A 22,458-nucleotide genomic window follows, 5' to 3' on the forward strand; every position below is an offset into this window, starting at 1 on the left:
CCTCTCCTGGAGGGCGGTAGGTTTGTTCTGTACAGGACGGTCGGCGCCCGGGGGAACACGGCTGTCGGCCGTGGACGGCTATCGCTCCGTTGGTGGGGCGGTGGAAAAGAGGGGGATCCTTTGCGGAAGAGTACGTTTGCATTCGGCCGTGCCGGCCGGAGCTCTGTCGTGGTCCTGGCCCTGGTGGCCGGAATTCTTGGTGTGGCGGCAGGACCCAGTGCCGCAGCCCAGAAGAGCTGCGTGACGCGTATGAAGGACGATTTCGGCAAGGTCAAGACTTACAACTGGTGCAACATCAAGAAGGTCAAGTATGTCGGTCTGCAGACGGGCAAGAACTACATCTCGATAGTGCAGGGGCGAGGCCCCATGACTCTCACGCTCACGGCCACGGAAACTGTGAGCAACACCAAGAGCTCCTCGATCGATGTAAGTGCTGGAGCGGTTTCCGCGGCGGTTGGCTTTGATGTGACCAGGTCGCGGACGAAGAGTATGGCCGGCAGCTGGGTCGTTCCCAAGGGCAAGTTCGGGACGCTGAAGGCCTATCCGGTGTACAAGGCCTATTCTTTCAAGGCTTACAGCAAGGTGGATGGCAAGTACGTCGGCAAGGGAGTGGCCCGCAAGGCCATTGGGTATCGCTACGCGCATTCGGCGAGGTAGCTGGTCCTGCGCCTGGAAGTGGCCAGTCAGCCCGGTCGCATCACGCCCAATGCAGCGAGAGGGCCCGGTACCTGACGGGACGCTGTTGGTCAATTCGGGCCCTGGCGTGACATCGGCTCCCAAGACCTGGTGTGGTCTTGGGAGCCGACGTGTCGCAGCCGAAGGAGCCAGGTGGGATTCCGGTGGAGACGGTGCGGGTGGCTCGGGCGGCTTTCCCGAAGGGGAGCCTGGATATCCGGGTCCGGGATGAGCTGGGTTCGCGGAGACGATGCGGTCGGCGCTGAACGCGCTCTACCCAGGCCGCCCCCGACTGGCTGATTAAGGTCGCCGAGCCGAACTGGTTCAAGCACCGGGTCGGGAGCCGTCTCCGACCACAGCTGATGATCAGCGCGAAGCCGAAGAGCTGGCCGAGGAAGACGCCGGCCAGGGCGAGCGGAACACCGATGCCTGGCAGGACCGGGTGGCGGCCGCCGACCTTGTCGAGGGCCAGGCCGACCAGGGCGCCGACACCGTGAGCGACATAGCCGATCTGGGTGTAGTTGCCATCCTCGTTCGCCAGGGCGCGCGTCAGGCCGCCGTAGACAAGGACACCGACAATTACGGCGACGACGCCTGTGCCGAAGCGCCGAGGCCGACATTGCTGAGCGCGGGTACCGGGGCGGGTGCCGCCGGGTAGGCATCTCCCGCGAAGGGGTTGCCGACAGGCGGTGGAACGGGCTTGCTCACGGTGGATCCCCTGGGAACGAGACGCGTCGCACTAACGTGCGAGCGTAGATCCCGGAGGCTAGCAGCCCGGTCCGACGGTTCGGCATTGCGTTATCGAGCTGTTGGCCTGCGGCTGTTGGGGACTCAGAGGCGGTGGCTCGCACCCGTCGGGGACGCGCCGCGGGTGTCGAGGAGGAGCTGGGCCTTCACCGCGAGGGCCTGGAGGTCGTACGTGCGGTGGTTCTGCAGGAGCACCGTCAGGTCGGCGTTGGCGGCCGCCTCGTACAGGGAGTCGGCGCGGGGGACGGGGACGTCGCGTACGCGCCAGTCGGGGACGTGCGGGTCGTGGTAGCCGACCTGGGCGCCCAGGTCCATCAGGCGGGTGGCGATCTCCTGGGCGGGGGAGCCCTGCTGGTCGGCGAGGTCCGGTTTGTACGTGATGCCGAGCAGCAGAACGCGGGCGCCGCGGGCGGATTTGCCGTGCTCGTTGAGGAGCGTGGCGCAGCGCTGGATGACGTACTGCGGCATGCGCCCGTTGATCTCCTGCGCGAGGCCGACCATGCGGAGCGGGTGGCCGGGGGTGCGGCTGCCGTGCGGGATGTAGTTGGGGTCGACGGGGACGCCGTGGCCGCCGACGCCGGGGCCCGGGCGGAATGCCTGGAAGCCGAAGGGCTTGGTCTCGGCGCAGCGGATGACGTCCCACAGGTCGACCCCGAGGTCGTGGCAGAGCACGGCCATTTCATTGACCAGGGCGATGTTGACGTGCCGGTAGTTCGTTTCCAGTACGCCGACGGTCTCGGCCTCGCGCGGGCCGCGCGCGCGGACGACCTTGTCGGTGAGGCGCCCGTAGAAGGCGGCGGCCGATTCGGTGCAGGCGGGGGTGAGGCCGCCGATGACCTGCGGGGTGCCGGCGTAACTGCGCAGCCGGTTGCCGGGATCCACCCGGCTGGGGGAGTAGGCCAGGTGGAAATCGCGGCCGGCCCGCAGCCCGGAGCCCTCTTCGAGGATGGGGCGCAGGAATTCTTCTGTGGTGCCGGGGTATGCGGCGGATTCGAGCAGCACGGTGGTGTGGGGGCGCAGTTGCGCCGCCAGGGCCCTGGCGGCGTCGCCGACGGCGCTCAGGTCGAGCGTACGGTCGGCGCCGAGCGGGGTGGGGGCGCAGATGACGGCGGTACGGACCCGGCCGAGCTCGGCCGGGGCGGTGACGGTACGGAAGCCTCCGGCGAGCATGCGGCGCAGGTCGGCGGCGGTGAGGGAGCCGTCGGCCGGGGCGCGCCCCGCCGCGAGGTCCGCGAGGAGGCGTGGGTCGGTGTCGTAGCCGATGGTGTCGATGCCGGAGGCGACCGCGGCCTGGGCGAGAGGCAGGCCGAGGTGGCCGAGTCCGATGACGGCGAGATCTGCGGGCATGGCGGTGGGCCGTCCTTCCCAATAGCCGGAGGGGAGGCAACAGGCAAGCCCTGTGGACAGTTCGGGCGAGCGCAATTTCAGACTAAGCGTAAATATGACCGTTATGCGGCATTGTGCGGGGCCGGGGTGCGGGAGTGTTGTCCACCGCTGTCCACAGGCGGTGGCTGAAGTCGGGCAGCGCAGACAGAATCGAGGGGGCAGGGATGTGATCCCGGCCACCCCGACCACTACGGGAGGCAGCAGTGAGGACAGCGACACTGGGACCCGCCGAGCGCGCCGAGGCGCTCGCGGCGATGGCCGATGGTGAACTGGACGTGCTTGTCGTGGGCGCGGGAGTGGTCGGTGCGGGGACGGCTCTGGACGCCGTCACGCGCGGGCTTTCGACCGGACTGGTCGAGGCGCGGGACTGGGCGTCGGGCACGTCGAGCCGGTCGAGCAAGCTGATCCACGGCGGGCTGCGCTATCTGGAGATGCTCGACTTCGCGCTCGTACGGGAGGCCCTGAAGGAACGCGGACTGCTGCTGGAGCGCCTCGCGCCACATCTGGTGAAACCCGTGCCGTTCCTCTACCCGCTCCAGCACAAGGGCTGGGAGCGGTGGTACGCCGGATCGGGCGTGGCGCTGTACGACGCGATGTCGGTGTCGTCCGGGCACGGGCGCGGACTGCCGATGCACCGTCACCTCTCGCGCAAGCGCGCCCTGCGGGTCGCGCCCGCGCTGAAGAAGGACGCCCTGGTCGGCGCGTTGCAGTACTACGACGCCCAGATGGACGACGCCCGCTATGTGACGACACTGGTGCGCACGGCCTCGCAGTACGGCGCACACGTCGCCAACCGGGCCAGGGTGGTCGGCTTTCTGCGCGAGGGCGAGCGGGTCGTCGGGGCGCGGGTGCAGGATGTGGAGGGCGGCGGGGAGTACGAGGTGCGGGCCCGGCAGGTCGTCAACGCGACCGGCGTGTGGACGGACGACACGCAGGCGCTGATCGGGGAGCGCGGGCAGTTCCACGTGCGGGCGTCCAAGGGCATTCACCTGGTGGTGCCGAAGGACCGGATCCACTCGTCGACCGGGCTGATCCTGCGGACCGAGAAGTCGGTGCTGTTCGTCATCCCGTGGGGACGGCACTGGATCGTCGGTACGACCGACACCGACTGGGACCTCGACAAGGCCCATCCGGCGGCGTCCAGCGCGGACATCGACTACCTGCTGGAGCACGTGAACTCGGTGCTGGCGGTGCCGCTGACACGCGACGACGTGCAGGGCGTGTACGCGGGCCTCCGGCCGCTGCTGGCCGGGGAGTCGGACGCCACCAGCAAGCTCTCGCGCGAGCACACGGTCGCTCATCCGGTGCCGGGGCTCGTGGTGGTCGCGGGCGGCAAGTACACGACGTACCGCGTGATGGCGAAGGACGCCGTGGACGAGGCGGTCCACGGCCTCGACCAGCGGGTCGCCGAGTGCGTCACGGAGGACGTGCCGCTCGCCGGGGCCGAGGGGTACCGGGCGCTGTGGAACGCGCGGGCGCGGATCGCGGGGCGGACGGGGCTTCATGTGGTGCGGGTGGAGCACCTGTTGAACCGGTACGGCTCGCTGGCCGAGGAACTGCTCGACCTGATCGCCCGCGACCCGTCGCTGGGCGATCCGCTGAGCGCTGCGGACGACTACCTGCGGGCGGAGGTGGTGTACGCCGCCTCGCACGAAGGGGCGCGGCACCTGGACGACGTACTGACACGGCGTACGCGCATCTCCATCGAGACCTTCGACCGGGGGACGCGCAGTGCGCGCGAGTGCGCGGAGCTGATGGCGCCGGTGCTGGGGTGGGACAAGGAGCACATCGCGAAGGAGGTCGAGCACTACGAGAAGCGGGTCGAGGCGGAACGGGAGTCGCAGCGGCAGCCGGACGACCTGACGGCCGACGCGGCGAGGCTGGGGGCGCCGGACATCGTGCCGATCAAATGAGCCGATCCGGGAGCCGATCCGGCCGCCGATTTGGTGACTGGCCGTAATGCGGCGAACTCGGCCGGGTGGCGGGGAGGTTCGGTGGAGCTGCCCTGAAACTGCTGTGACCTGCGCGTGGTCCCTTTTGTTCGCGCTGTGAAGAGGGCCCGGTGACCCGGGACCACGATCGGTCGCGCGGTGAGGGACAATGAAGGCTCTGCCAGGGCGTGTTACTGCATCACCCTGGAACGCAGCCATCGCGGGCGAAAATCAGGGATCGCAGAGGGGACGCATGTCGGAGGCGGAGCAGTCCAAGGACACCCAGGGGCGTCTTCTCGCTGGGCGGTACCGGCTCGGTGAGGTGCTCGGCCGGGGCGGCATGGGCACGGTATGGCGCGCCGTCGACGAGACGCTGAGCCGCACTGTCGCAGTGAAGGAACTGCGCTTCCCCACGAGCATCGACGAAGAGGAGAAGCGCCGGCTCATCACGCGCACGCTGCGTGAGGCGAAGGCGATCGCCCGGATCCGCAACAACGGCGCCGTGACCGTCTACGACGTCGTCGACGAGGACGACCGGCCGTGGATCGTCATGGAGCTGATCGAGGGCAAGTCGCTCGCCGACGTCGTGCGCCAGGACGGCCTGCTGACGCCGCGCCGCGCCGCCGAAGTGGGCCTCGCCATCCTCGACGTACTGCGCGCCGCGCACCGCCAGGGCATCCTGCACCGCGACGTGAAGCCGTCCAACGTCCTGATCTCCGAGGACGGCCGCGTCGTCCTGACCGACTTCGGCATCGCACAGGTCGAGGGTGACCCGTCGATCACCTCGACCGGCATGCTGGTGGGCGCTCCGTCGTACATCTCGCCGGAGCGGGCCCGTGGTCACAAGCCGGGTCCGGCCGCCGACCTGTGGTCGCTGGGCGGGCTGCTGTACGCGTCGGTGGAGGGCACGCCGCCGTACGACAAGGGGTCCGCCATCGCGACCCTCACGGCCGTCATGACCGAGCCGCTCGACCCGCCCAAGAACGCGGGCCCGCTGGAAGAGGTCATCTACGGCCTGCTGGCCAAGGACCCCGCCCAGCGGCTCGACGAGGCGGGTGCGCGCGCGCTCCTCAACGACGTGATCCACCTGCCCGAAAAGCCGGACGAGACCGAGCCGCCGCTGGACGTAACGCGGGTGGCGGCGCTGCCGCCCGTTCCCGAGGACGTGCTCAGTGCGGTGCGGCCGGCCAGGAGCGACGCCGGGGCGGACGCGGGTCCGGCCGCGAGCGAGCGGCTGCGGGGCGCGCTGAAGTCCGTACGCAACGCGGCGGCGGCCCAGGCCGCCAAGCAGAAGCAGGCTGCGCAGGCGCGGTCCCGGGCGGAGCCCGGACCGGGCGCGGGCGCGAGGCCGCCGGCGCGGGCCTCGCTGACCGACGTCGTACCGCGGCGCACGCTGGTGATCGTGGCCGTGGTCGCGGCGCTCGCGGTGCTCGGCACGGTGCTCGCTGTCGCGCTGAACGGGCCGGACGACTCCGACCAGGGCAAGTCCAAGAAGCCGGTGCCCGCTTCGAGCGGCCCCACCACGGGCGACTCGGACAAGGGCAAGGAAACGGACGGCGGAAAGGCCGACAAGTCTCCCGTGCCTTCTACGGGTGACGGCTCCGGCAAGGACTCCGGCAACGACAGTGGCAAGGACAGCGGCAACGACGACGACGGCCAGGGCGATTCGGACGACTCCAAGACGGACGACCCGCCGAAGGACGGCGGGCTGCCCGAGGGCTACGTCAAGGTCACCGACGACCGGTTCCACTTCACGATGGCGATGCCCAAGGGCTTTGCGCGGAACGGCATAGCGGGCTCCAACTCCGGCGGCAAATACAACAAGTCCGGCGGATATCCGCGCGTGCAGGTCGACTTCACCGGCAGCCCCGGTGACGACGCGCGGGCGGCCTGGGCCGCGGCCGTGGCGGGCGCGAGGGCGGCCAGCGACAACTACAAGCACCTGGGGATACGGCCCGTCGACTACAACGGCTACCCCACCACCGCCGACTGGGAGTTCGAGCGCGACGAAGCCGGAATGCGGGTTCACGTGCTCAACAGGGGCTTCAAGGTCGACGCGAAGCACGGCTACGCCATCATGGTCACCTGCAAGGCGGACGAGTGGGACGGCAAGGAGTGCCGGACGCTGCGCGAGACCGCGTTCGACACGTTCAAGCCGAAGGACTGATGTACGGAACCGCCGGGTTGCCGAGACCCGGCGGCGCGGCGGGGTTCCGCCACGTATCGTGAGAGCTCGTGGACTGACCGTACGCGACCGGAATTGACGACTTGGTGCGGTCGGGGCCGAGTCGGGGAACAGTGCGCTCTGGGGAGGCGTCGTGGACGACTACGCGGGACGGGTACTTGCCGACCGCTACCGCCTTCCGCTGCCGCCTTCCGACGCGTACGAGCTGGTCGAGACCAGGGCATTCGACACGTACAGCGGGCAGGAAGTCCTCGTCCGCCAGGTGCCGTTACCCGAGGTCGTGGACGCGGAGTTCCTGGACGGCGAGGGCGGCGCCGGTGCGGCGGCGCAGCGGCGCGCGGCCGGGCGTACGACGCGGCGGCCGACCGATCCCGCCGTGCGACGGGCCATCGAGGCGGCGCAGGCCGCCGCGCAGATTCCCGACCACCCGAGGCTCGACCAGGTCTTCGACGTCTTCGCCGAGGGCGGCTCGCTGTGGATAGTGAGTGAACTGGTCGCGGCGCGGCCACTGGCGGCGCTGCTCGCCGAGAAGCCGCTGAATCCCTACCGGGCCGCGGAAATCGCCGCCGACGTGCTGACTGCCCTGCGGGTGCTGCACGCGCATGGCTGGACCCACCGGAACATCACCGTCCGCACGGTGCTCGTCTGCGACGACGGCCGCATCGTCCTGACCGGGCTCGCGGCCGGCGCGGCGGAGGAGGCGCTCTGCGGATACGCGCCGGTGCCGGTGCCGGCGGAGCCGGCGGTGGACGCGGATGAGGGCGGCGGCAGTTGGGGAGCCCCCGGTTCGCCTCCGGGGCACGAGGCGGCCGCGCCGTACGGCGGCGCTCCCGCTGCCGATCCCGGCTCCGGCGTGCGTGCCTCCTTGCCGGCGGGCGGCGGGAGCCCCGCCGCCGAGGTCCGCGCCGCGCGCGCCGGGGCCATCGCGGCGTACCGCGCGGGAGCCCGTGCGGCGGCCCGGGTCAACGAGGAGCAGGGCCAGGGCGGCACAGGCTCGCTCCCGGTCCAGCGCCCGGCGCCGCGTCCGGCCGGGGGCCCGCGCGCGATCAGCCCGTACGTCGACCTCGACCCCACCCCCGCGCCCGCGGAACTCGCCGGCACCACCGCGAGCGGCTGGCACTCCGGGCCCGGCGCGGCGCCGAGCGACACCCCGGAAGGCCGCCCACCGGGCGCCTCCGGCGACTTCGACGACTCGTGGCACGGGGCGGTCCCCCGCTCCGCCGCAGGCGACGGAATGCGGGCCGACGGCCTACGACGCGGCCAGGACCAAACCCAGCAGCGAAGCCACGCCCCCGCCGGAGCCGACGCGCACGCTTCCACCGCACAGGCCCAGGCCCGGAGCTGGGACGAGTTCGTGGCGGGCGGGCACGTTCCCGCCTACCAGGGGCCCGCCACTCCGCTCGCCGCCGAGCGGGCCCGCCAGGCGCGGATCGCCGTCGTCGGCGCGGTCACCGAGCGCTGGGCGCCCGAGCAGGCCGGCTCCCTCCACGAGAACTGGCAGCTGGCCCCGCCCATCGGCCCCTCCACCGACCTCTGGGCCCTGGGCGCCCTCCTCTTCCGTACCGTGCAGGGCCACGCCCCGTACCCGGAGGAGAGCGCCATAGAGCTGGTGCAGCTCGTCTGCGCCGAGCCGCCCGCCTTCGCCGAGGAGTGCGGCCCGCTGCGGCCCGTCGTCGAGTCGCTGCTGCGTCAGGACCCCACCGAGCGGCCCGACTTCGAGGAGCTGCGCGGCTGGCTCCGCTCGCTCGTACGGTCCGCGCCCGAGCCGGAGGCCGGTGTGGACATCGTGCCGCTGCCGTCCGTCGACGCCGCGCGCCTTCCGATCGTGCGCCGCCGCGGCGAGCTCGTACGCAAGCGCCGCGCCGGATCCTCGTCGGACGTGCACGGCCGCCACCGGCACAAGAAGACCAAGGCCGGGCGCAAGGGAGAGCAACGCGAGCCGCAGCTTCACCATGAGCCACGGCAGCCAGGCCCGCCCCGGCCGCCACGGGAGCCGCGTCAGCCTCGTGAGCCGCGGATCAAAGAGCCGCGGATTCAGAAGAGGCAACGCGGCGGCCCGCGTTCACTCGGGCGTACGCTCCTCGTCCTGATCCTCCTCGGTCTGGTCGCCGCGCTCACCTACGCGCTGGTCTTCATGCCGAAGGCCGGTGAGCAGGAGCAGGACGGCAGCCAGGGCGCCCCCAAGAACGCGGGCGACGCCCGGAGCACCGGCGCGCCCACCACCCCCGGCCCCTCCGCCGGGACCGAGTCCACGCCGCCGCCCGCGCGCAAGACGCCCGGGTCCCAGGAGGCGCAGACGTCCGTCCCGGCCACCGAAGTCGCCGAGGGGTACAAGCTGGTCAAGGACCCCGAGGGATTCCAGACGGCCGTCGACAAGGACTGGGAGCGGCGCCCGCTCAACGACGCCGGCCAGGTCCGGTACCGGGGCGGCGACTTCGAGCTGCTGATCGTCCCCGGCCGCGACTCCGTCAAGGACAACGGCAGCGACCCGATGGACTACCAGCTCAAGAAGGAGCGCGAGCTCCAGCCCGTCAGGGACTCCTCCTGGTCGACCCAGAATGGTCTGCGCCGCATCGACGTGGGCCGTCAGGCCATGGCGGAGGGTCAGTTCACGTGGCAGGACAGCAGCGGGCGGGATGTGTACGTCCGTAACCTGGCGATGATCGTCGGCGACCGCTACCACGTCGTCCAGGTGATCGGGCCGGAAACCCAGCGCGACGAGATCACCGAGATCTACGAACAGGCCACGGCGGCCTACCGGCCCGCCGTGTGACGGGCGGCTGACCGACCGCCTCTTGGGGCTCATGGACGCCGGGCAGGGACTGGAGACGTGGACCACTCACACGGGATGACCGGGGGAACCGAGGACGGGGCGGACGGGGGCGGCAGCCGCCTGATCGCCGGGCGGTACCGGCTCGGCGACCGGCTGGGACGCGGCGGCATGGGCACCGTCTGGCAGGCGACCGACGAGCTGCTCGGCCGGCCGGTCGCCGTCAAGGAACTCCACTTCGGCGGCGACGAACCCGGCCTGCCCGACGCCGACGCGCAGCTGCGGCGCGAGCGGGCGCTGCGCGAGGCCAGGACCCTGGCCCAGCTGGTCCACCCGCATGTGATCGTCGTGCACGACATCGTCGAGGACCCCGGCACCGAACTCCCGTACATCATCATGGAGCTGATCGACGGCGATACGCTCGCGGAGAGGATCGCGGCCGACGGCCCGGTCGACACCCGCGAGGCCGCGCGGATCGGTCTCGCCCTGGTCGGCGCACTCCGCGTCGCCCACGAGCGCGGCGTGCTGCACCGGGATCTCAAGCCCGAGAACGTCCTGCTGGAAGCGGGCAGCGGCCGCGTCGTCCTCACCGACTTCGGGATCGCCCGGCTCGACGGCGGTACGACGATCACCGACGCCGGGTCCTTCGTCGGGTCCCCCGAATACACCGCCCCCGAGCGGATGGAGGGCGTCGCCGCGGGCCCGGCCTCCGACATGTGGTCGCTCGGCGTGCTGCTGTGCACGGCGGTGAGCGGCGAGTCCCCTTTCCACCGCGACTCCCTGAGCGGCGTCCTGTGCGCCGTCATGCACGACCCCATCCGGCCGCCCGCCGCCGTCGGCCCGCTGCTTCCCGTCGTACGCCGCCTGCTGGAACGCGATCCGCAGCGCAGACTCGGCGCGGCCGAGGCGGAGCGGCTGCTGCTCGCGTACCTCGTGACCGGCACCACCCCCAAGGCCGCGACACCGTACGGGACCACCCAGCCGTACGGGACCACGCGGCAGTACGTTCCGCTCGCCCACAAGGTGGCGCGCCTCAGAGGCGCCGGTGTGCGGGGCGGCGGCGTCCGGGGCGCGATTGTCGCGGGCGTTCTCGTCGCCGTGATGGCGGCGGCGGGCGCGGCGACGGCGACGCTGTTCCTGCGTGACGGCGACGGCGACGGCGACAGCCAGGGCGGCGGCGGCCGTGCGGACAGCGCGCACACCCGTACGGTCACCTCGACCGTCTCGACGGGCACCGGCGACGGGGGACCCACCCGGACCGGCACGGCCGACCCCGGCCGCACGCCCCCACCCGGCTACCGCAGGGTGACCGACCCGGCGGGCTTCACGCTCGCCCTCCCGGAGGGGTACCGGCGCTCGGCCGACGACAACCAGGTCTCCTACCTGTCGCCCGACAGGAGCATCAGGATCGGCGTACGCCAGCAGAGTCCCGTAGCGGGCGGCCCGCTCGGCGCCATGCGGCTGGCGCACGCGAAGGGGCCGGACACCCACCCCGGCTACCGCGCCGGCAAGGTCACGCGGACCACGCACAACGGGCTGGCGGCGGCGCTCTGGGAGTTTGTACGGGACGGCTTCGAGCCGGGCGACGAGGACCGGCACACATACAACCTGTGCTGGGAGGAGGGCGGTCTGATGTACGAGGTGGGGGTCTCGGCACCGGTCCGCAGGCAGGACGACGGCAAGCGGCACTTCGACACCGCCCTCGACTCGTTCGCCCGCGGCTAGACTGGCAGCCGGGCCCAGGGGCCGGCACAAGCCCCCTGATCAGGGGTTATTTGCCAGTGAACACTGGCACGGTGGTGAGGGGCTGGTGAAAAGGTGTTACCGGCGGGTACCAAAAGGCGAGCGGGAGGCTTACTCTCCCCCTCATGACGGACACGCAGGCCCCCGCCGCCGCCCTCGGTACGAACCCACTCGCCGCAGCCCCCGCAGGTGCGCGCACCGCGGCCGATGTGGTCACCCCCGAGGTGGTCGCACAGCTCACGCGTGACGTGGTCGGCTCCGGCCGCACCGCGAACCACACGCCCTTCACCGGCGAGAAGCTGGCGGACCTGCCGGAGTCCACCCCCGAGGACGTCGCCACCGCCTTCGAGCGGGCGCGCGCCGCCCAGCCCGTCTGGGCGGCCATACCCGTGCGCCGGCGCGCCGCGATCCTGCTCCGCTTCCACGACCTGGTGCTGGAGCGCCAGGCCGAGGTCCTCGACCTCATACAGCTGGAGACGGGCAAGGCCCGCCTGCACGCGCACGAGGAGGTCCAGGCCGTCGCGATAGCCGCCCGCCACTACGGGCGCAAGGCCGCGTCGTACCTCAAGCCCAAGCGGCGCACCGGCGCGATCCCGACCCTGACGAAGGTCACCGAGCTGCGCCAGCCGCGCGGCGTCGTCGGCCAGATCGCACCCTGGAACTACCCCTTCGAGCTGTCGATCGGCGACGCCCTGCCCGCCTTCGTCTCCGGCAACGCCGTCGTGATGAAGCCCGACACCGAGACCGCGCTGACCGCCCTGTGGGCCCGCGACCTGCTCGTCGAGGCCGGCCTGCCCGCCGAGGTCTTCCAGGTTGTCCTCGGCGACGGCCCGGTCGTCGGCCCCGAGATCGTCAAGCACGCCGACTACGTCTCCTTCACCGGCTCCACCCGTACGGGCCGCGAGGTCGCCCAGGGCGCCGCCGCCCGCCTCATCGGCGTATCCCTCGAACTCGGCGGCAAGAACGCCATGCTGGTCCTGGAAGACGCAGACGTCGAGAAGGCCGCGGCGGGCGCCGTCCGCGCCTGCTTCTCCTCCGCCGGGCAGCTGTGCGTCTCCATCGAGCGGCTGTACGTCCACGAGTCGATCGCCGACGACTTCGTGGCCCGGTTCGCCGCCCGTACGAAGGCGATGCGCCTGGGCACGTCCCTCGCGTACGGCGCCGACATGGGCTCGCTCGCCGGGGAGCGCCAGCTGGAGAACGTCAAGCGGCACGTCGAAGAGGCCGTCGCCAAGGGCGCCACGCTCGTCGCGGGCGGCGTCGCCCGCCCCGACATCGGCCCGCTCTTCTTCGAACCGACCATCCTGGACGGCGTCGAGGCGCCGATGGCGGTGTGCACCGAGGAGACCTTCGGCCCGGTCGTCTCCATCTACCGCTTCACCGACGAGGACGAGGTCGTGGCGCAGGCCAATGCCACCCCGTACGGCCTCAATTCGAGCGTCTGGACCAAGAACGGCAAGCGCGGCCACGCGATCGCCGCCCGGCTGCGCACCGGCACGGTCAACATCAACGAGGGCTACGCCCCGGCGTACGGCAGCGTCCAGGCGCCGATGGGCGGCATGAAGGAATCCGGGCTCGGCCGCCGGCACGGCTCCGAGGGCATCCTCAAGTACACCGAGGCCCAGACCGTCGCTCACCAGCGGCTGATCCCGATGGCCCCGTCCTTCGGCATGGACGACGAGCAGTACGCGGCGTTCATGAGCACCAGCCTGAAGGCGCTGAAGGTCCTGCGTTTCCGCTGACCCAGATTTCTTGACGAGGAGCGCCAATGCCACAGGAGAGCTCTGTGTACGACTACGACGTCATCGTCGTCGGATCCGGCTTCGGCGGTTCCGTATCGGCCCTGCGCCTGACGGAGAAGGGCTACCGGGTCGGCGTCCTCGAAGCGGGCCGCCGCTTCACCCGCGAGACCCTGCCCAAGACCTCCTGGGACATCAAGAACTACCTGTGGGCACCCGCGCTCGGCCTCTTCGGCATCCAGCGCGTACACCTGCTCGGGAACGTCATGGTGCTGGCGGGCGCGGGTGTGGGAGGCGGCTCCCTCAACTACGCCAACACGCTGTACGTACCCCCCGCTCCCTTCTTCCAGGACCAGCAGTGGGCGGACATCACCGACTGGCAGGACGAACTGGCGCCGTACTACGACCAGGCCAAGCGCATGCTCGGGGTGCGGCTGAACCCGACCATGACGCCGTCCGACGTACACCTGAAGGCGACCGCCGAGGCCATGGGAGTGGGCGACACATTCCACATGGCACCGGTAGGCGTCTTCTTCGGCGACGGGCAGGACGCCGACGGTGATTCAACGGCCGGGCCCGGCGCGGAGGTTCCCGACCCCTACTTCGGTGGCGCGGGCCCGGCCCGCAAGGCCTGCACCGAATGCGGCGAGTGCATGACCGGCTGCCGGCACGGCGCGAAGAACACCCTCAACGAGAACTACCTCTACCTGGCCGAGAAGGCCGGCGCGGTCGTCCACCCCATGACCTCCGTCGTCGGCCTCACCGAGCACCCGGACGGCGGCTACCGCGTCGCCACCGTCCCCACCGACGCCCGCCGCAAGGCCGAGCCCCGCACCCTGCGTGCCCGCCAGGTCGTCGTCGCCGCCGGTACGTACGGCACGCAGACCCTCCTGCACACCATGAAGGACCGCGGCGACCTCCCGCGCATCTCCGCGAAACTGGGCGAGCTGACCCGCACCAACTCAGAGGCCCTCGTCGGCTCCCAGACCACCGACCGCCGCTACCGCAAGAAGCACGGCGCGAAGACCGGCGCCAAGAAGGCGGACTTCACGCGGGGCGTCGCCATCACGTCCTCGATCCACCCCGACGCCAACACCCACATCGAGCCGGTCCGTTACGGCAAGGGCTCCAACGCGATGGGCGCGATGTCCATCATCCAGGTGCCGTACGCCGACAAGTTCCCCCGCGCCCTGGGCTGGCTCGGCAACGCCGCCAGACACCCGCTGCTGACCTTGCGGTCGCTCTCCAACCACCGCTGGTCGGAGAAGACCATCATCGGCCTGGTCATGCAGTCGCTGGACAATTCCCTGACGACGTACCGCAAACCGGGCGGCATCGGAAAGGGCCTGCTGACCGCACGCCAGGGCCACGGCGCGCCCAACCCGAAGCAGATCCCCGAGGCGGCGCGCGCCGCGAGCATCCTCGCCGACGAGATCAACGGCTTCGCGGGCAGCAACATCGGCGAGCTCATGGGTACGCCGCTGACCGCGCACTTCCTGGGCGGCTGCCCGATCGGCGCCTCGCCGGAGCAGGGCGTCATCGACCCGTACCACCGGCTGTACGGGTACCCGGGCATCTCGGTGGTGGACGGCTCGGCCGTCTCCGCCAACCTGGGCGTCAACCCGTCGCTGACGATCACCGCACAGGCGGAGCGCGCCATGTCGTACTGGCCCAACAAGGGTGAGCCGGACGTGCGCCCGGCGCAGGACGCGGCGTACGAGCGCCTCACGGCGATCGAACCGAAGGCACCGGCGGTGCCGAAGGATGCCTTCGGCGCGCTGAAGCTGCCGTTCCTCGGCATGCCGGCGGTCCCGCCCAAGAGCTGAGCGGCAGGCAAGCAGGCAAGCAGGCAAGCGGGCAGGCAAAAGGCGCTGCACCCCCCTCCGAGTGCAGCGCCTCTTGCCGGCTCTACCGGCTCTGCCGGTGTGTCACCGGGTCATACGGGCCGTGTCAGGCCTCGGAACCGGCCTGGCGGCGGCGTACGACGAACATCGCGCCGACGCCGACCGCGACGGCCGCGCCACCCGCGAGGGCGAACATCGGCACCGCGGACGAGGAACCGGTCTCCGCGAGGCTGCCGGTCACCGCGATCTCCTTGACGCCGCCCTGCGGCTCCTTGGGGCTGACGGGCTGCGCGGGCTGCTTCGGCGGATCCATCGGCTTGGGCTCGCCCGGGGTCGGGTTGCCGGCGCCCGGCGCCAGGACGCTGAACTCCCAGAAGCCGACCGACTCGCGGTAGCACTCCTCGTCGGCGTCGAGGTACGCGCCGAATCCGATGGCGAAGCTGTCGCCGGCCGGGGCGTCCGCGTCGATGTTCAGGCGCAGCTGGATGTCGACGACGTCCTTCGCACCGAGCTCGGTCTTGCCCATGAACTCGAAGTCCGCGATGGACTTCCAGGTCTTGGTGTTCGGGTCGAGGTACTGGAGCTGCGAGTGCTCGCTCAGCCAGTCGTCCTCGTTCTCGCTCTCCGAGTAGTTGTCCACGAAGGCGACCCAGCGGACCTCGCCGAGCGCCTTGTCCGTGGTGTTGGAGGCGGTCATGTTGAAGGTGTGCCAGCCGCTGCCCGCGACGATCTTGCCGGGCAGGCCGTTGATGTCCAGCTGGAGGGCCGACTCGGCGTCGACCATGTCGCCGTCCTCGTCGTAGACCGGCTCGCAGGGCTCGTAGTCGCCCATGTCCGCCGGGTCCTCGTCCTCCTCCTTGCCCTCGTCGTCGCCGGGCTTGGTGTCGGGCTCCTCGTCGCCGGGCTCGGTGCCCGGGTCGGTGTCGTCCGCCGGGTCCTCGTCGCCCTCGGTGTCGTCCGCGGGGTCGTCGCCGTCCGCCGGGTCCGTCTCGTCGCCGGTGCCGTCCGCAGGGTCGTTCTCGCCGTCGGTGTCGCCCGCCGTGCCGGTGTCCGGCTCGTCGTCGGACGGGTCCGTGCCGGCCGAGTCGCCGCCTGCGGTGTCGCTGCCCGCGGTGTCGGTGTCGCCGGTGGTGGCGTCGTCGCTCGGGTCGGTGTCCGTAGTGGTGTCAGTGCCGGAGTCCGTGCCGTCAGTGGTGCCCGTGGAACCCGAGGTGGACTGGGTGGTGGGGGCATCCTCGGCGTACGCGGTCGGCGCGGCCAGCAGAGCGGCAGGAGCTATGACGGCCGTCGCGGCCGCAAGGGCCATGGCGCGGCGAAGCTTCATGTAGACCTCAGAAAGTCTGGCGTGCCGAGCAAGCAGCGGCACGAGATGTGAGGGCCGCCGTGGCGTGGGGGTGCACAGGTGGCCGTTGGTTCGCATGGATGACCTGTGACGGGCGTAAAGGGTTGCCCGGAACCTCATGGGTTTCTCATGTGGCGTGCGTCACGTGCTTGCCGCGCCGCCCGACAAGGCACACCGCCCGCGCAACGCGAAGGGCCCCGCGGACGGGGGAGTTCCGCGGGGCCCCAGGCCGTCAGCACCGGCGTCAGGGCAGCGCCGGTGCCGCGGGGGCGGCGCCGGGGGGTGCGCCGCTGGCTCTTGAGGTGAAGCTGGGTGGAGCTGGGTGGTGCCGGCCCGGCGCACGAGGGGCGCACGGGTGGTGTCGCGTGCGCGGGCTGCCTTTGCATCGTGCGGGATCTGCCGCGGCGGGCGCAACAGTTTCGACGACATCCCGCGACCCGGCCCGGTGACACGGCCGGTCGGTTCCGGGCGTCCCCGGAACCGACCGCCTCGGGTGACCGGGCTGCTGTCCCCTGCCGACCGGTCACGCGCGCCGGGACGAGGTCCCACGACGCACTCGCAGTACGCCGCACGCCCCGGCGGAGCCACGCGTGGTTCTTTCCTGCGCGCCCGCCCCTGGCTGGCGCGGACACCGGGACCAACGAAGCCCCGCGGGGCCCGGTCACGCGCCGTACGGGTGAGGATGCGCCCGAACTCAGATACGGCCTCAGATACGGCCCCGGCACAGCTCCAGCATCGTCATCGCGAGCGCCGTGCCGGGCTTCCCGAGAGCGTCCCTGTAGTGGCCGAGGACCTCCATCTCGCGCGACAGGTTCACGCGGCGGCCGCCCGAGGTGATGCGGGCCTCCTGGATGACGGCCGAAACGGCCATCCGTTCCTGGATGAGACCGATGATCCTGTCGTCGAGCGAGTTGATGCGCTCCCGGGCGTTGCCGATCAGGTCCGCGGCCTCGTCGGTGCGGGCGCCGGTCTTGTCGGCGGCGGTGGCGGGGGTGGCGGTCGGGGTGCTGGTGCTCATATCCGTATCTCCACTGTATGAAGGGGTACGGCCCACCGGGGCGGCCAGGCCCGGGAATGACAGAGCGCCCCGGGCCTTGTCGGCCCGGGGCGCCTGTGAAGTCGCTTGTCAGTAGCTCAAGCAGCTCGACCATGGCACCGGTCGGACCGGGTGCCATAGGTAAAGAGGAAGCTCAGCTGCTTGTGCATGGGTCCAGTATGTCCTGGCGCCGACGGGCGGCCAAAGCCCGGTTCGTATGGTGAGACAAAGGGAATGTCGCGTCCCCGTTAGAATTGACAGTCCCGACACCCTTCACCGCCGGAAGGCCGCCCCGTGCCAGCAGTGCCCCCCGCCGCCCCCGACGCCGTCCTCGTTGTCGACTTCGGCGCGCAGTACGCCCAGCTCATCGCCCGCCGTGTCCGTGAGGCCCGCGTCTACAGCGAGATCGTCCCCAGCACCATGCCGGTGGCGGAGATGCTGGCCAAGAACCCCAAGGCGATCATCCTCTCCGGCGGTCCGTCCTCCGTGTACGCCGAGGGCGCCCCGACCCTCGACCGCGAGATCTTCGAGGCCGGTGTCCCGGTCTTCGGCATGTGCTACGGCTTCCAGCTGATGGCCACGACGCTCGGCGGCGCGGTCGACGACAACGGTGCGCGCGAGTACGGGCGTACCCCTCTCTCCGTTTCCAAGGCCGGCTCCACCCTCTTCGAGGGCACCCCGGTCGAGCAGTCGGTGTGGATGTCGCACGGCGACGCCTGCTCGGCCGCCCCCGAGGGCTTCACCGTCACCGCGTCCACGGACGTCGTGCCGGTCGCCGCCTTCGAGAACGACGAGAAGAAGCTGTACGGCGTGCAGTACCACCCCGAGGTGATGCACTCCACGCACGGCCAGCAGGTCCTGGAGCACTTCCTCTACCGGGGCGCGGGTATCGAGCCCGACTGGACCACGCACAACGTCGTCGAGGAGCAGATCGCCGCCATCCAGGCGCAGGTCGGCACCAAGCGCGCCATCTGCGGCCTGTCCGGCGGCGTGGACTCCGCGGTCGCGGCAGCGCTCGTACAGAAGGCCATCGGCGACCAGCTGACCTGCGTGTACGTCGACCACGGTCTGATGCGCAAGGGCGAGACCGAGCAGGTCGAGAAGGACTTCGTCGCGGCCACCGGCGTACAGCTGAAGGTCGTCGACGCGCAGGAGCGCTTCCTGAACGCGCTCGCCGGGGTGTCCGACCCCGAGGAGAAGCGGAAGATCATCGGCCGCGAGTTCATCCGCGTCTTCGAGCAGGCCCAGGTGGAGATCGTCGCCGAGGCCGGCGCGGAGGGCGAGGACGTCGCGTTCCTCGTGCAGGGCACGCTCTACCCGGACGTCGTCGAGTCGGGCGGCGGCACCGGCACCGCGAACATCAAGTCGCACCACAACGTGGGCGGACTCCCCGACGACATCGAGTTCGAGCTCGTCGAGCCGCTGCGCCAGCTCTTCAAGGACGAGGTCCGGATGGTCGGCCAGGAGCTCGGCCTGCCGGAGGAGATCGTCCAGCGCCAGCCGTTCCCCGGCCCCGGCCTCGGCATCCGTATCGTCGGCGAGGTCACCAAGGAGCGCCTCGACTTGCTGCGCGACGCCGACGCGATCGCCCGCGAGGAGCTGACGGCGGCCGGTCTCGACCGCGACATCTGGCAGTGCCCGGTGGTGCTGCTCGCGGACGTACGATCCGTGGGCGTCCAGGGTGACGGCCGGACGTACGGCCACCCGATCGTGCTGCGCCCGGTCTCGTCCGAGGACGCGATGACGGCGGACTGGACGCGGATGCCGTACGACGTACTGGCGAAGATCTCGACCCGGATCACGAACGAGGTCGCGGACGTGAACCGCGTGGTGCTCGACGTGACGAGCAAGCCGCCGGGGACGATCGAGTGGGAGTAATCCCCGCTTAGCAGGGTCAACGCCGACGCCGTCGCTCGTTCGTTTGAGTGGCGGCGTTGTCGTTCCCGGTGGGTACGCTGACTTTGCACGCGAGACTCCGTCACATGGGAGCAATCATGAGCGCCGCACCCGAGTACGAACTGGACGAGAACTACAACTATCCAGTCCCCCCGGCAGGCGGCTGGACCGCGGACGATCTCGACCGGCTTCCGAACTTGCCCAGGCGCACTGAGCTGATCGACGGGAGCCTCGTCTTCTTGAGCCCGCAAACTACTTTCCACATGCGCACCATGCGTCTGCTTGAGAACACCCTCCTGGACCAGGTTTCGGACGAGCTCGACGTTTTCCGTGAGTTCAGCATCAAGCTGAACAAGCGAAACAGGCCTGAACCGGACGTCCTCGTGGTTCCGGTCGGAGCGGATACCGGGCCAAAGCGCACCTACCTCAAGCCCGAGGACGTCATCTTGGCTGTTGAAGTCGTCTCCGAGGACTCCGAAGAGCGCGACCGTGAGGTCAAGCCCCGAAAATATGCCGGGGCAGGCGTGCCGCACTACTGGCGCGTGGAAGAGAACGATGGCCTTCCTGTCGTGTACGTCTATGAGCTCGATCCAGCGCTCAAGGCGTACGTTCCCATGGGCATCTACCACAACAGGCTCAAGCTGACGGTCCCGTTCGAGATCGACATTGACCTCACCGCGATCAACCGCCGCCGTCCCACCAGAGACTGATCGCGAGCGGCTCTGTTCACCTGCCGTACCGCGCGGTACCTTCCGCCCCATGGCCGAAATACCCGCGCCCGCGCCCGTACCGGTGCCCGTCGAGCAACTGCACTTCGCGATGCCGCCCGCCCACGCGACCGCCGCCGAGGAACGCCAGTACCGGAAGGAACGGCTGGCCGCCGCGCTCAGGCTGTTCGGGCAGTACGGGTACGAGGACGGCGTCTCGGGGCACATCACCGCGCGCGACCCGCAGCACGCCGACTGCTACTGGGTGAATCCCTTCGGCCTCGCCTTCGCCGACATGACCGTGAACGACCTGATCCTCGTCAACGGAGACGGGCAGGTCGTCGAGGGCGCCCGCCACGTCAACCAGGCGGCCTTCATGGTCCACGCACGGGTCCACCGGGCCAGGCCGGACGTCGTGGCCGTCGCCCACACCCACTCGGTCCACGGCCGCGCGCTGTCCGCGCTGGGCGAGCTGCTCGAACCGATCACGCAGGAGGCGTGCGCGTTCTACGAGGACCACGCGCTGTACGACGCGTACACGGGCGTTTCCGTGGACGAGGCGGAGGGGCGGTGGATCGCGGGGGCGCTCGGGCCCCACAAGGCCGTCATCCTGCGCAATCACGGTCTGCTGACCGTCGGGGACTCGGTGGACGCGGCGGCCTGGTGGTTCATCGCGATGGAGCGCTGCTGCCAGGTGCAGCTCGCCGCGCGGGCGGCGGGACGGCCCGTACTGATCGACCACAAGGACGCGGTCGCCACGCGCGACCAGCTGGGCAGCGACCTCGTCGCGTGGATCAACCACCAGCCGCTCTGGCACCGGATCAGCCGCACCGAGCCGGAGCTGTTCGGGTAGCACTCGGGTAGCACTCTTTCGGGTGGAGCGGCGGTCTCCCTCCGTACGGCAGAATTCCCTTACACCGGAGGGAACTTCCCTTCAGTGAGTGCGAGAGGGCGGCAACTTCCGTGGCTGTGCAAGAGGCACGACAGAGCACGCACAGTGGCGGTTGTACGTGCGGCGACTGCCCGCACGGCGCCCGCGAGGGCCACCGACGCGCCGTCGCCGCCTTCCTGGCCAAGCGCGACGGCCTCGCCGCAGGTCAGGGGCTGCCCGCCGCCGTCGCGCACTCCGCGGGCGCCTCGCGCCAGTGGGTGTCGGACGAGCTGACCCAGTCGGCCCGCGCGGTCGCCGAGCGCAGCCGCGAGGCGGGCGAGGCGTGGCTGGCCATGGTGTGGCGCAGCACGCTGTTCGTGGTGTGGGGCGGTGTGATTGTGCTGCTGCTCGCGGAGGCGTTCACCGCCATCGGCGCCGGCTGGACCCCGGCCCGCACGGCGGGGCTGATCGCCGCGCTCGTCACCGCCGCCCTGCTAACCGGCGCGGCGCGCACGCACCGGGCGCGCGGCGGCCTCCTCGCGCCCCTCATCGGCGAGGACAACCGGCTGTCGACCTCGCGCGCCGTCGCCGCGAGTTGGGTCCTGCTCATCGTCTTCGCGGTGCTGGTGATCGCGATCCAGCTGGCCGGCGCCTCCGACCACGCCGACCGCGACGCGCTGATCGCCGGCCTCGAACTGGCCCGTGGGCTCGGCATGCTGACCGTCCTCGCGCTGACCTGTGCGATCGCGGTTGTCGTACGTCACGTGGTGAGCGTCCGGGTGCTCTCCCAGCGCCTGCAGAAGGTACGGGCCGACCGGCCCCGCGCCGCCGACCTGCTCACCGACGACGCGGGCCGCGGCAACTTCGCCGACGTGCAGTACGTCCTGGTGAGCGCGGTCGCGGTGGTCTTCGCCGCCGTACGTCTGGCCCGGCGGCCCGAGCAACTGCCCGACCTGCCGTGGGGCCTGGCCGTGCTGGTGGCGGTCTCGGCGGCGACGTACTTCGCGGGGAAGTACGCGGAGGGCGGGCGCCCGGTGGTCCTGTCGGTCGTACGGGCCAGGGAGGCGGGCGATCTGGACGCGCCGATCCGTACCGGCGACGACATCGAGATCCGCGGCGCGGGGTTCGTACCGCCGGGCGCGGGGACCCCTGACCGGCTGGCCCGGATGGTCGTACGCATCGGGACGGTGCACGTCCATGTGCCGCTGATCCCGGTGCCGGGCGGCTTCGCCAACCCGACGGACACGGTGCTGACCGTGCCCGTGCCGGTGGAGGTCGAGCCGGGGCGGGTGGATGTGCAGGTGGTGACGGCGGCGGGCGCGGAGACCGACCGGGTGACGATCGACGTCACCGACTGAGAGGCTGAGCGGCTGAACAGCACCGTTTGCGACCTGCCGTTTGAGCCGGATCACCGTTGCGTACGTATCCCCCTTCGAGGGGCGCGGGGAGAATCGTGCCCGCGCCGTACGGGCGGCGCTGACTCTTCGGAGAGGCGGGACCAGACCATGAGCCACGGGTATCGAACCGGCGGCAACGGCAGCATGGCGGGCACGGGCGCGGGCACGGGCACGGGCACGGGCATGGGC

15 protein-coding genes are annotated in these 22,458 nt (G+C 70.9%); 12 read left to right on the forward strand and 3 right to left on the reverse strand.

Annotated elements, in window-relative coordinates; all coding sequences use genetic code 11:
• The first annotated feature begins 168 nt into the window (after positions 1-168).
• Both J7E96_RS29350 and J7E96_RS29355 read left to right on the forward strand, forming a co-directional pair.
• Positions 169-657 (forward strand): hypothetical protein, encoded by a 489-nt coding sequence (locus J7E96_RS29350; RefSeq protein ID WP_215135578.1) that lies wholly within the window; start codon positions 169-171, stop codon positions 655-657.
• A 460-nt stretch (positions 658-1,117) separates the two neighbouring features.
• Positions 1,118-1,333 (forward strand): hypothetical protein, encoded by a 216-nt coding sequence (locus J7E96_RS29355; protein ID WP_215135580.1) that lies wholly within the window; start codon positions 1,118-1,120, stop codon positions 1,331-1,333.
• Positions 1,334-1,506: 173 nt separating this feature from the next.
• Here the strand turns inward: J7E96_RS29355 and J7E96_RS29360 are convergent, their stop codons facing one another.
• Complete coding sequence (locus tag J7E96_RS29360; protein ID WP_215135582.1) at positions 1,507-2,769, reverse strand: nucleotide sugar dehydrogenase; 1,263 nt, start codon at positions 2,767-2,769, stop codon at positions 1,507-1,509.
• Between the two features lie 242 nt (positions 2,770-3,011).
• On the opposite strand from J7E96_RS29360, the gene J7E96_RS29365 reads away from it, so the two are divergent.
• The 6 genes from J7E96_RS29365 to J7E96_RS29390 all read left to right on the forward strand — a co-directional run bounded on the left by J7E96_RS29365 (position 3,012) and on the right by J7E96_RS29390 (position 15,002).
• Positions 3,012-4,721, forward strand: a complete 1,710-nt coding sequence (locus J7E96_RS29365) for a glycerol-3-phosphate dehydrogenase/oxidase (protein WP_215135584.1) — start codon at positions 3,012-3,014, stop codon at positions 4,719-4,721.
• Positions 4,722-4,992: 271 nt separating this feature from the next.
• The gene (locus tag J7E96_RS29370) at positions 4,993-6,906 is read left to right on the forward strand and encodes a serine/threonine-protein kinase (protein ID WP_215135586.1); all 1,914 of its coding nucleotides are present in this window, start codon (positions 4,993-4,995) and stop codon (positions 6,904-6,906) included.
• Between the two features lie 151 nt (positions 6,907-7,057).
• The gene (locus J7E96_RS29375) at positions 7,058-9,697 is read left to right on the forward strand and encodes a protein kinase (protein ID WP_215135588.1); all 2,640 of its coding nucleotides are present in this window, start codon (positions 7,058-7,060) and stop codon (positions 9,695-9,697) included.
• A 75-nt stretch (positions 9,698-9,772) separates the two neighbouring features.
• Entirely contained in the window at positions 9,773-11,419 is a 1,647-nt protein-coding gene (locus J7E96_RS29380; protein ID WP_215135590.1) for a serine/threonine-protein kinase, read from the forward strand.
• Between the two features lie 143 nt (positions 11,420-11,562).
• The gene (locus tag J7E96_RS29385) at positions 11,563-13,179 is read left to right on the forward strand and encodes a succinic semialdehyde dehydrogenase (RefSeq protein WP_215135592.1); all 1,617 of its coding nucleotides are present in this window, start codon (positions 11,563-11,565) and stop codon (positions 13,177-13,179) included.
• Positions 13,180-13,205: 26 nt separating this feature from the next.
• Positions 13,206-15,002 (forward strand): GMC oxidoreductase, encoded by a 1,797-nt coding sequence (locus J7E96_RS29390; RefSeq protein WP_215135594.1) that lies wholly within the window; start codon positions 13,206-13,208, stop codon positions 15,000-15,002.
• A gap of 124 nt (positions 15,003-15,126) precedes the next feature.
• Here the strand turns inward: J7E96_RS29390 and J7E96_RS29395 are convergent, their stop codons facing one another.
• Together J7E96_RS29395 and J7E96_RS29400 are read right to left on the reverse strand one after the other, a co-directional pair.
• Complete coding sequence (locus tag J7E96_RS29395; protein WP_251070590.1) at positions 15,127-16,344, reverse strand: LAETG motif-containing sortase-dependent surface protein; 1,218 nt, start codon at positions 16,342-16,344, stop codon at positions 15,127-15,129.
• Between the two features lie 724 nt (positions 16,345-17,068).
• Entirely contained in the window at positions 17,069-17,380 is a 312-nt protein-coding gene (locus tag J7E96_RS29400; protein ID WP_215135596.1) for a chorismate mutase, read from the reverse strand.
• 312 nt (positions 17,381-17,692) lie between these two features.
• On the opposite strand from J7E96_RS29400, the gene guaA reads away from it, so the two are divergent.
• From guaA to J7E96_RS29420, 4 genes are all read left to right on the forward strand, one after another.
• Complete coding sequence (guaA, locus tag J7E96_RS29405) at positions 17,693-19,276, forward strand: glutamine-hydrolyzing GMP synthase (protein ID WP_215135598.1); 1,584 nt, start codon at positions 17,693-17,695, stop codon at positions 19,274-19,276.
• Between the two features lie 116 nt (positions 19,277-19,392).
• On the forward strand, positions 19,393-20,004 hold the full coding sequence (locus tag J7E96_RS29410) for a Uma2 family endonuclease (protein WP_215135600.1): 612 nt from the start codon (positions 19,393-19,395) through the stop codon (positions 20,002-20,004).
• Positions 20,005-20,053: 49 nt separating this feature from the next.
• Entirely contained in the window at positions 20,054-20,854 is an 801-nt protein-coding gene (locus J7E96_RS29415; protein WP_215135602.1) for a class II aldolase/adducin family protein, read from the forward strand.
• A 110-nt stretch (positions 20,855-20,964) separates the two neighbouring features.
• Positions 20,965-22,230, forward strand: a complete 1,266-nt coding sequence (locus tag J7E96_RS29420) for a hypothetical protein (protein ID WP_215135604.1) — start codon at positions 20,965-20,967, stop codon at positions 22,228-22,230.
• The last annotated feature ends 228 nt before the right edge of the window (positions 22,231-22,458 follow it).

The sequence above is a fragment of the Streptomyces sp. ISL-96 genome (assembly GCF_018614035.1).
GTDB lineage: Bacteria > Actinomycetota > Actinomycetes > Streptomycetales > Streptomycetaceae > Streptomyces.

Coding starts and splice junctions, on each gene's coding strand:
- J7E96_RS29400 (WP_215135596.1), bottom strand. CDS start 17,380: ATGAGCACCAGCACCCCGACCGCCACCCCCGCCACCGCCGCCGACAAG.
- J7E96_RS29415 (WP_215135602.1), top strand. CDS start 20,054: ATGGCCGAAATACCCGCGCCCGCGCCCGTACCGGTGCCCGTCGAGCAA.
- J7E96_RS29385 (WP_215135592.1), top strand. CDS start 11,563: ATGACGGACACGCAGGCCCCCGCCGCCGCCCTCGGTACGAACCCACTC.
- J7E96_RS29390 (WP_215135594.1), top strand. CDS start 13,206: ATGCCACAGGAGAGCTCTGTGTACGACTACGACGTCATCGTCGTCGGA.
- J7E96_RS29370 (WP_215135586.1), top strand. CDS start 4,993: ATGTCGGAGGCGGAGCAGTCCAAGGACACCCAGGGGCGTCTTCTCGCT.
- J7E96_RS29410 (WP_215135600.1), top strand. CDS start 19,393: ATGAGCGCCGCACCCGAGTACGAACTGGACGAGAACTACAACTATCCA.
- J7E96_RS29380 (WP_215135590.1), top strand. CDS start 9,773: ATGACCGGGGGAACCGAGGACGGGGCGGACGGGGGCGGCAGCCGCCTG.
- J7E96_RS29360 (WP_215135582.1), bottom strand. CDS start 2,769: ATGCCCGCAGATCTCGCCGTCATCGGACTCGGCCACCTCGGCCTGCCT.
- J7E96_RS29395 (WP_251070590.1), bottom strand. CDS start 16,344: ATGAAGCTTCGCCGCGCCATGGCCCTTGCGGCCGCGACGGCCGTCATA.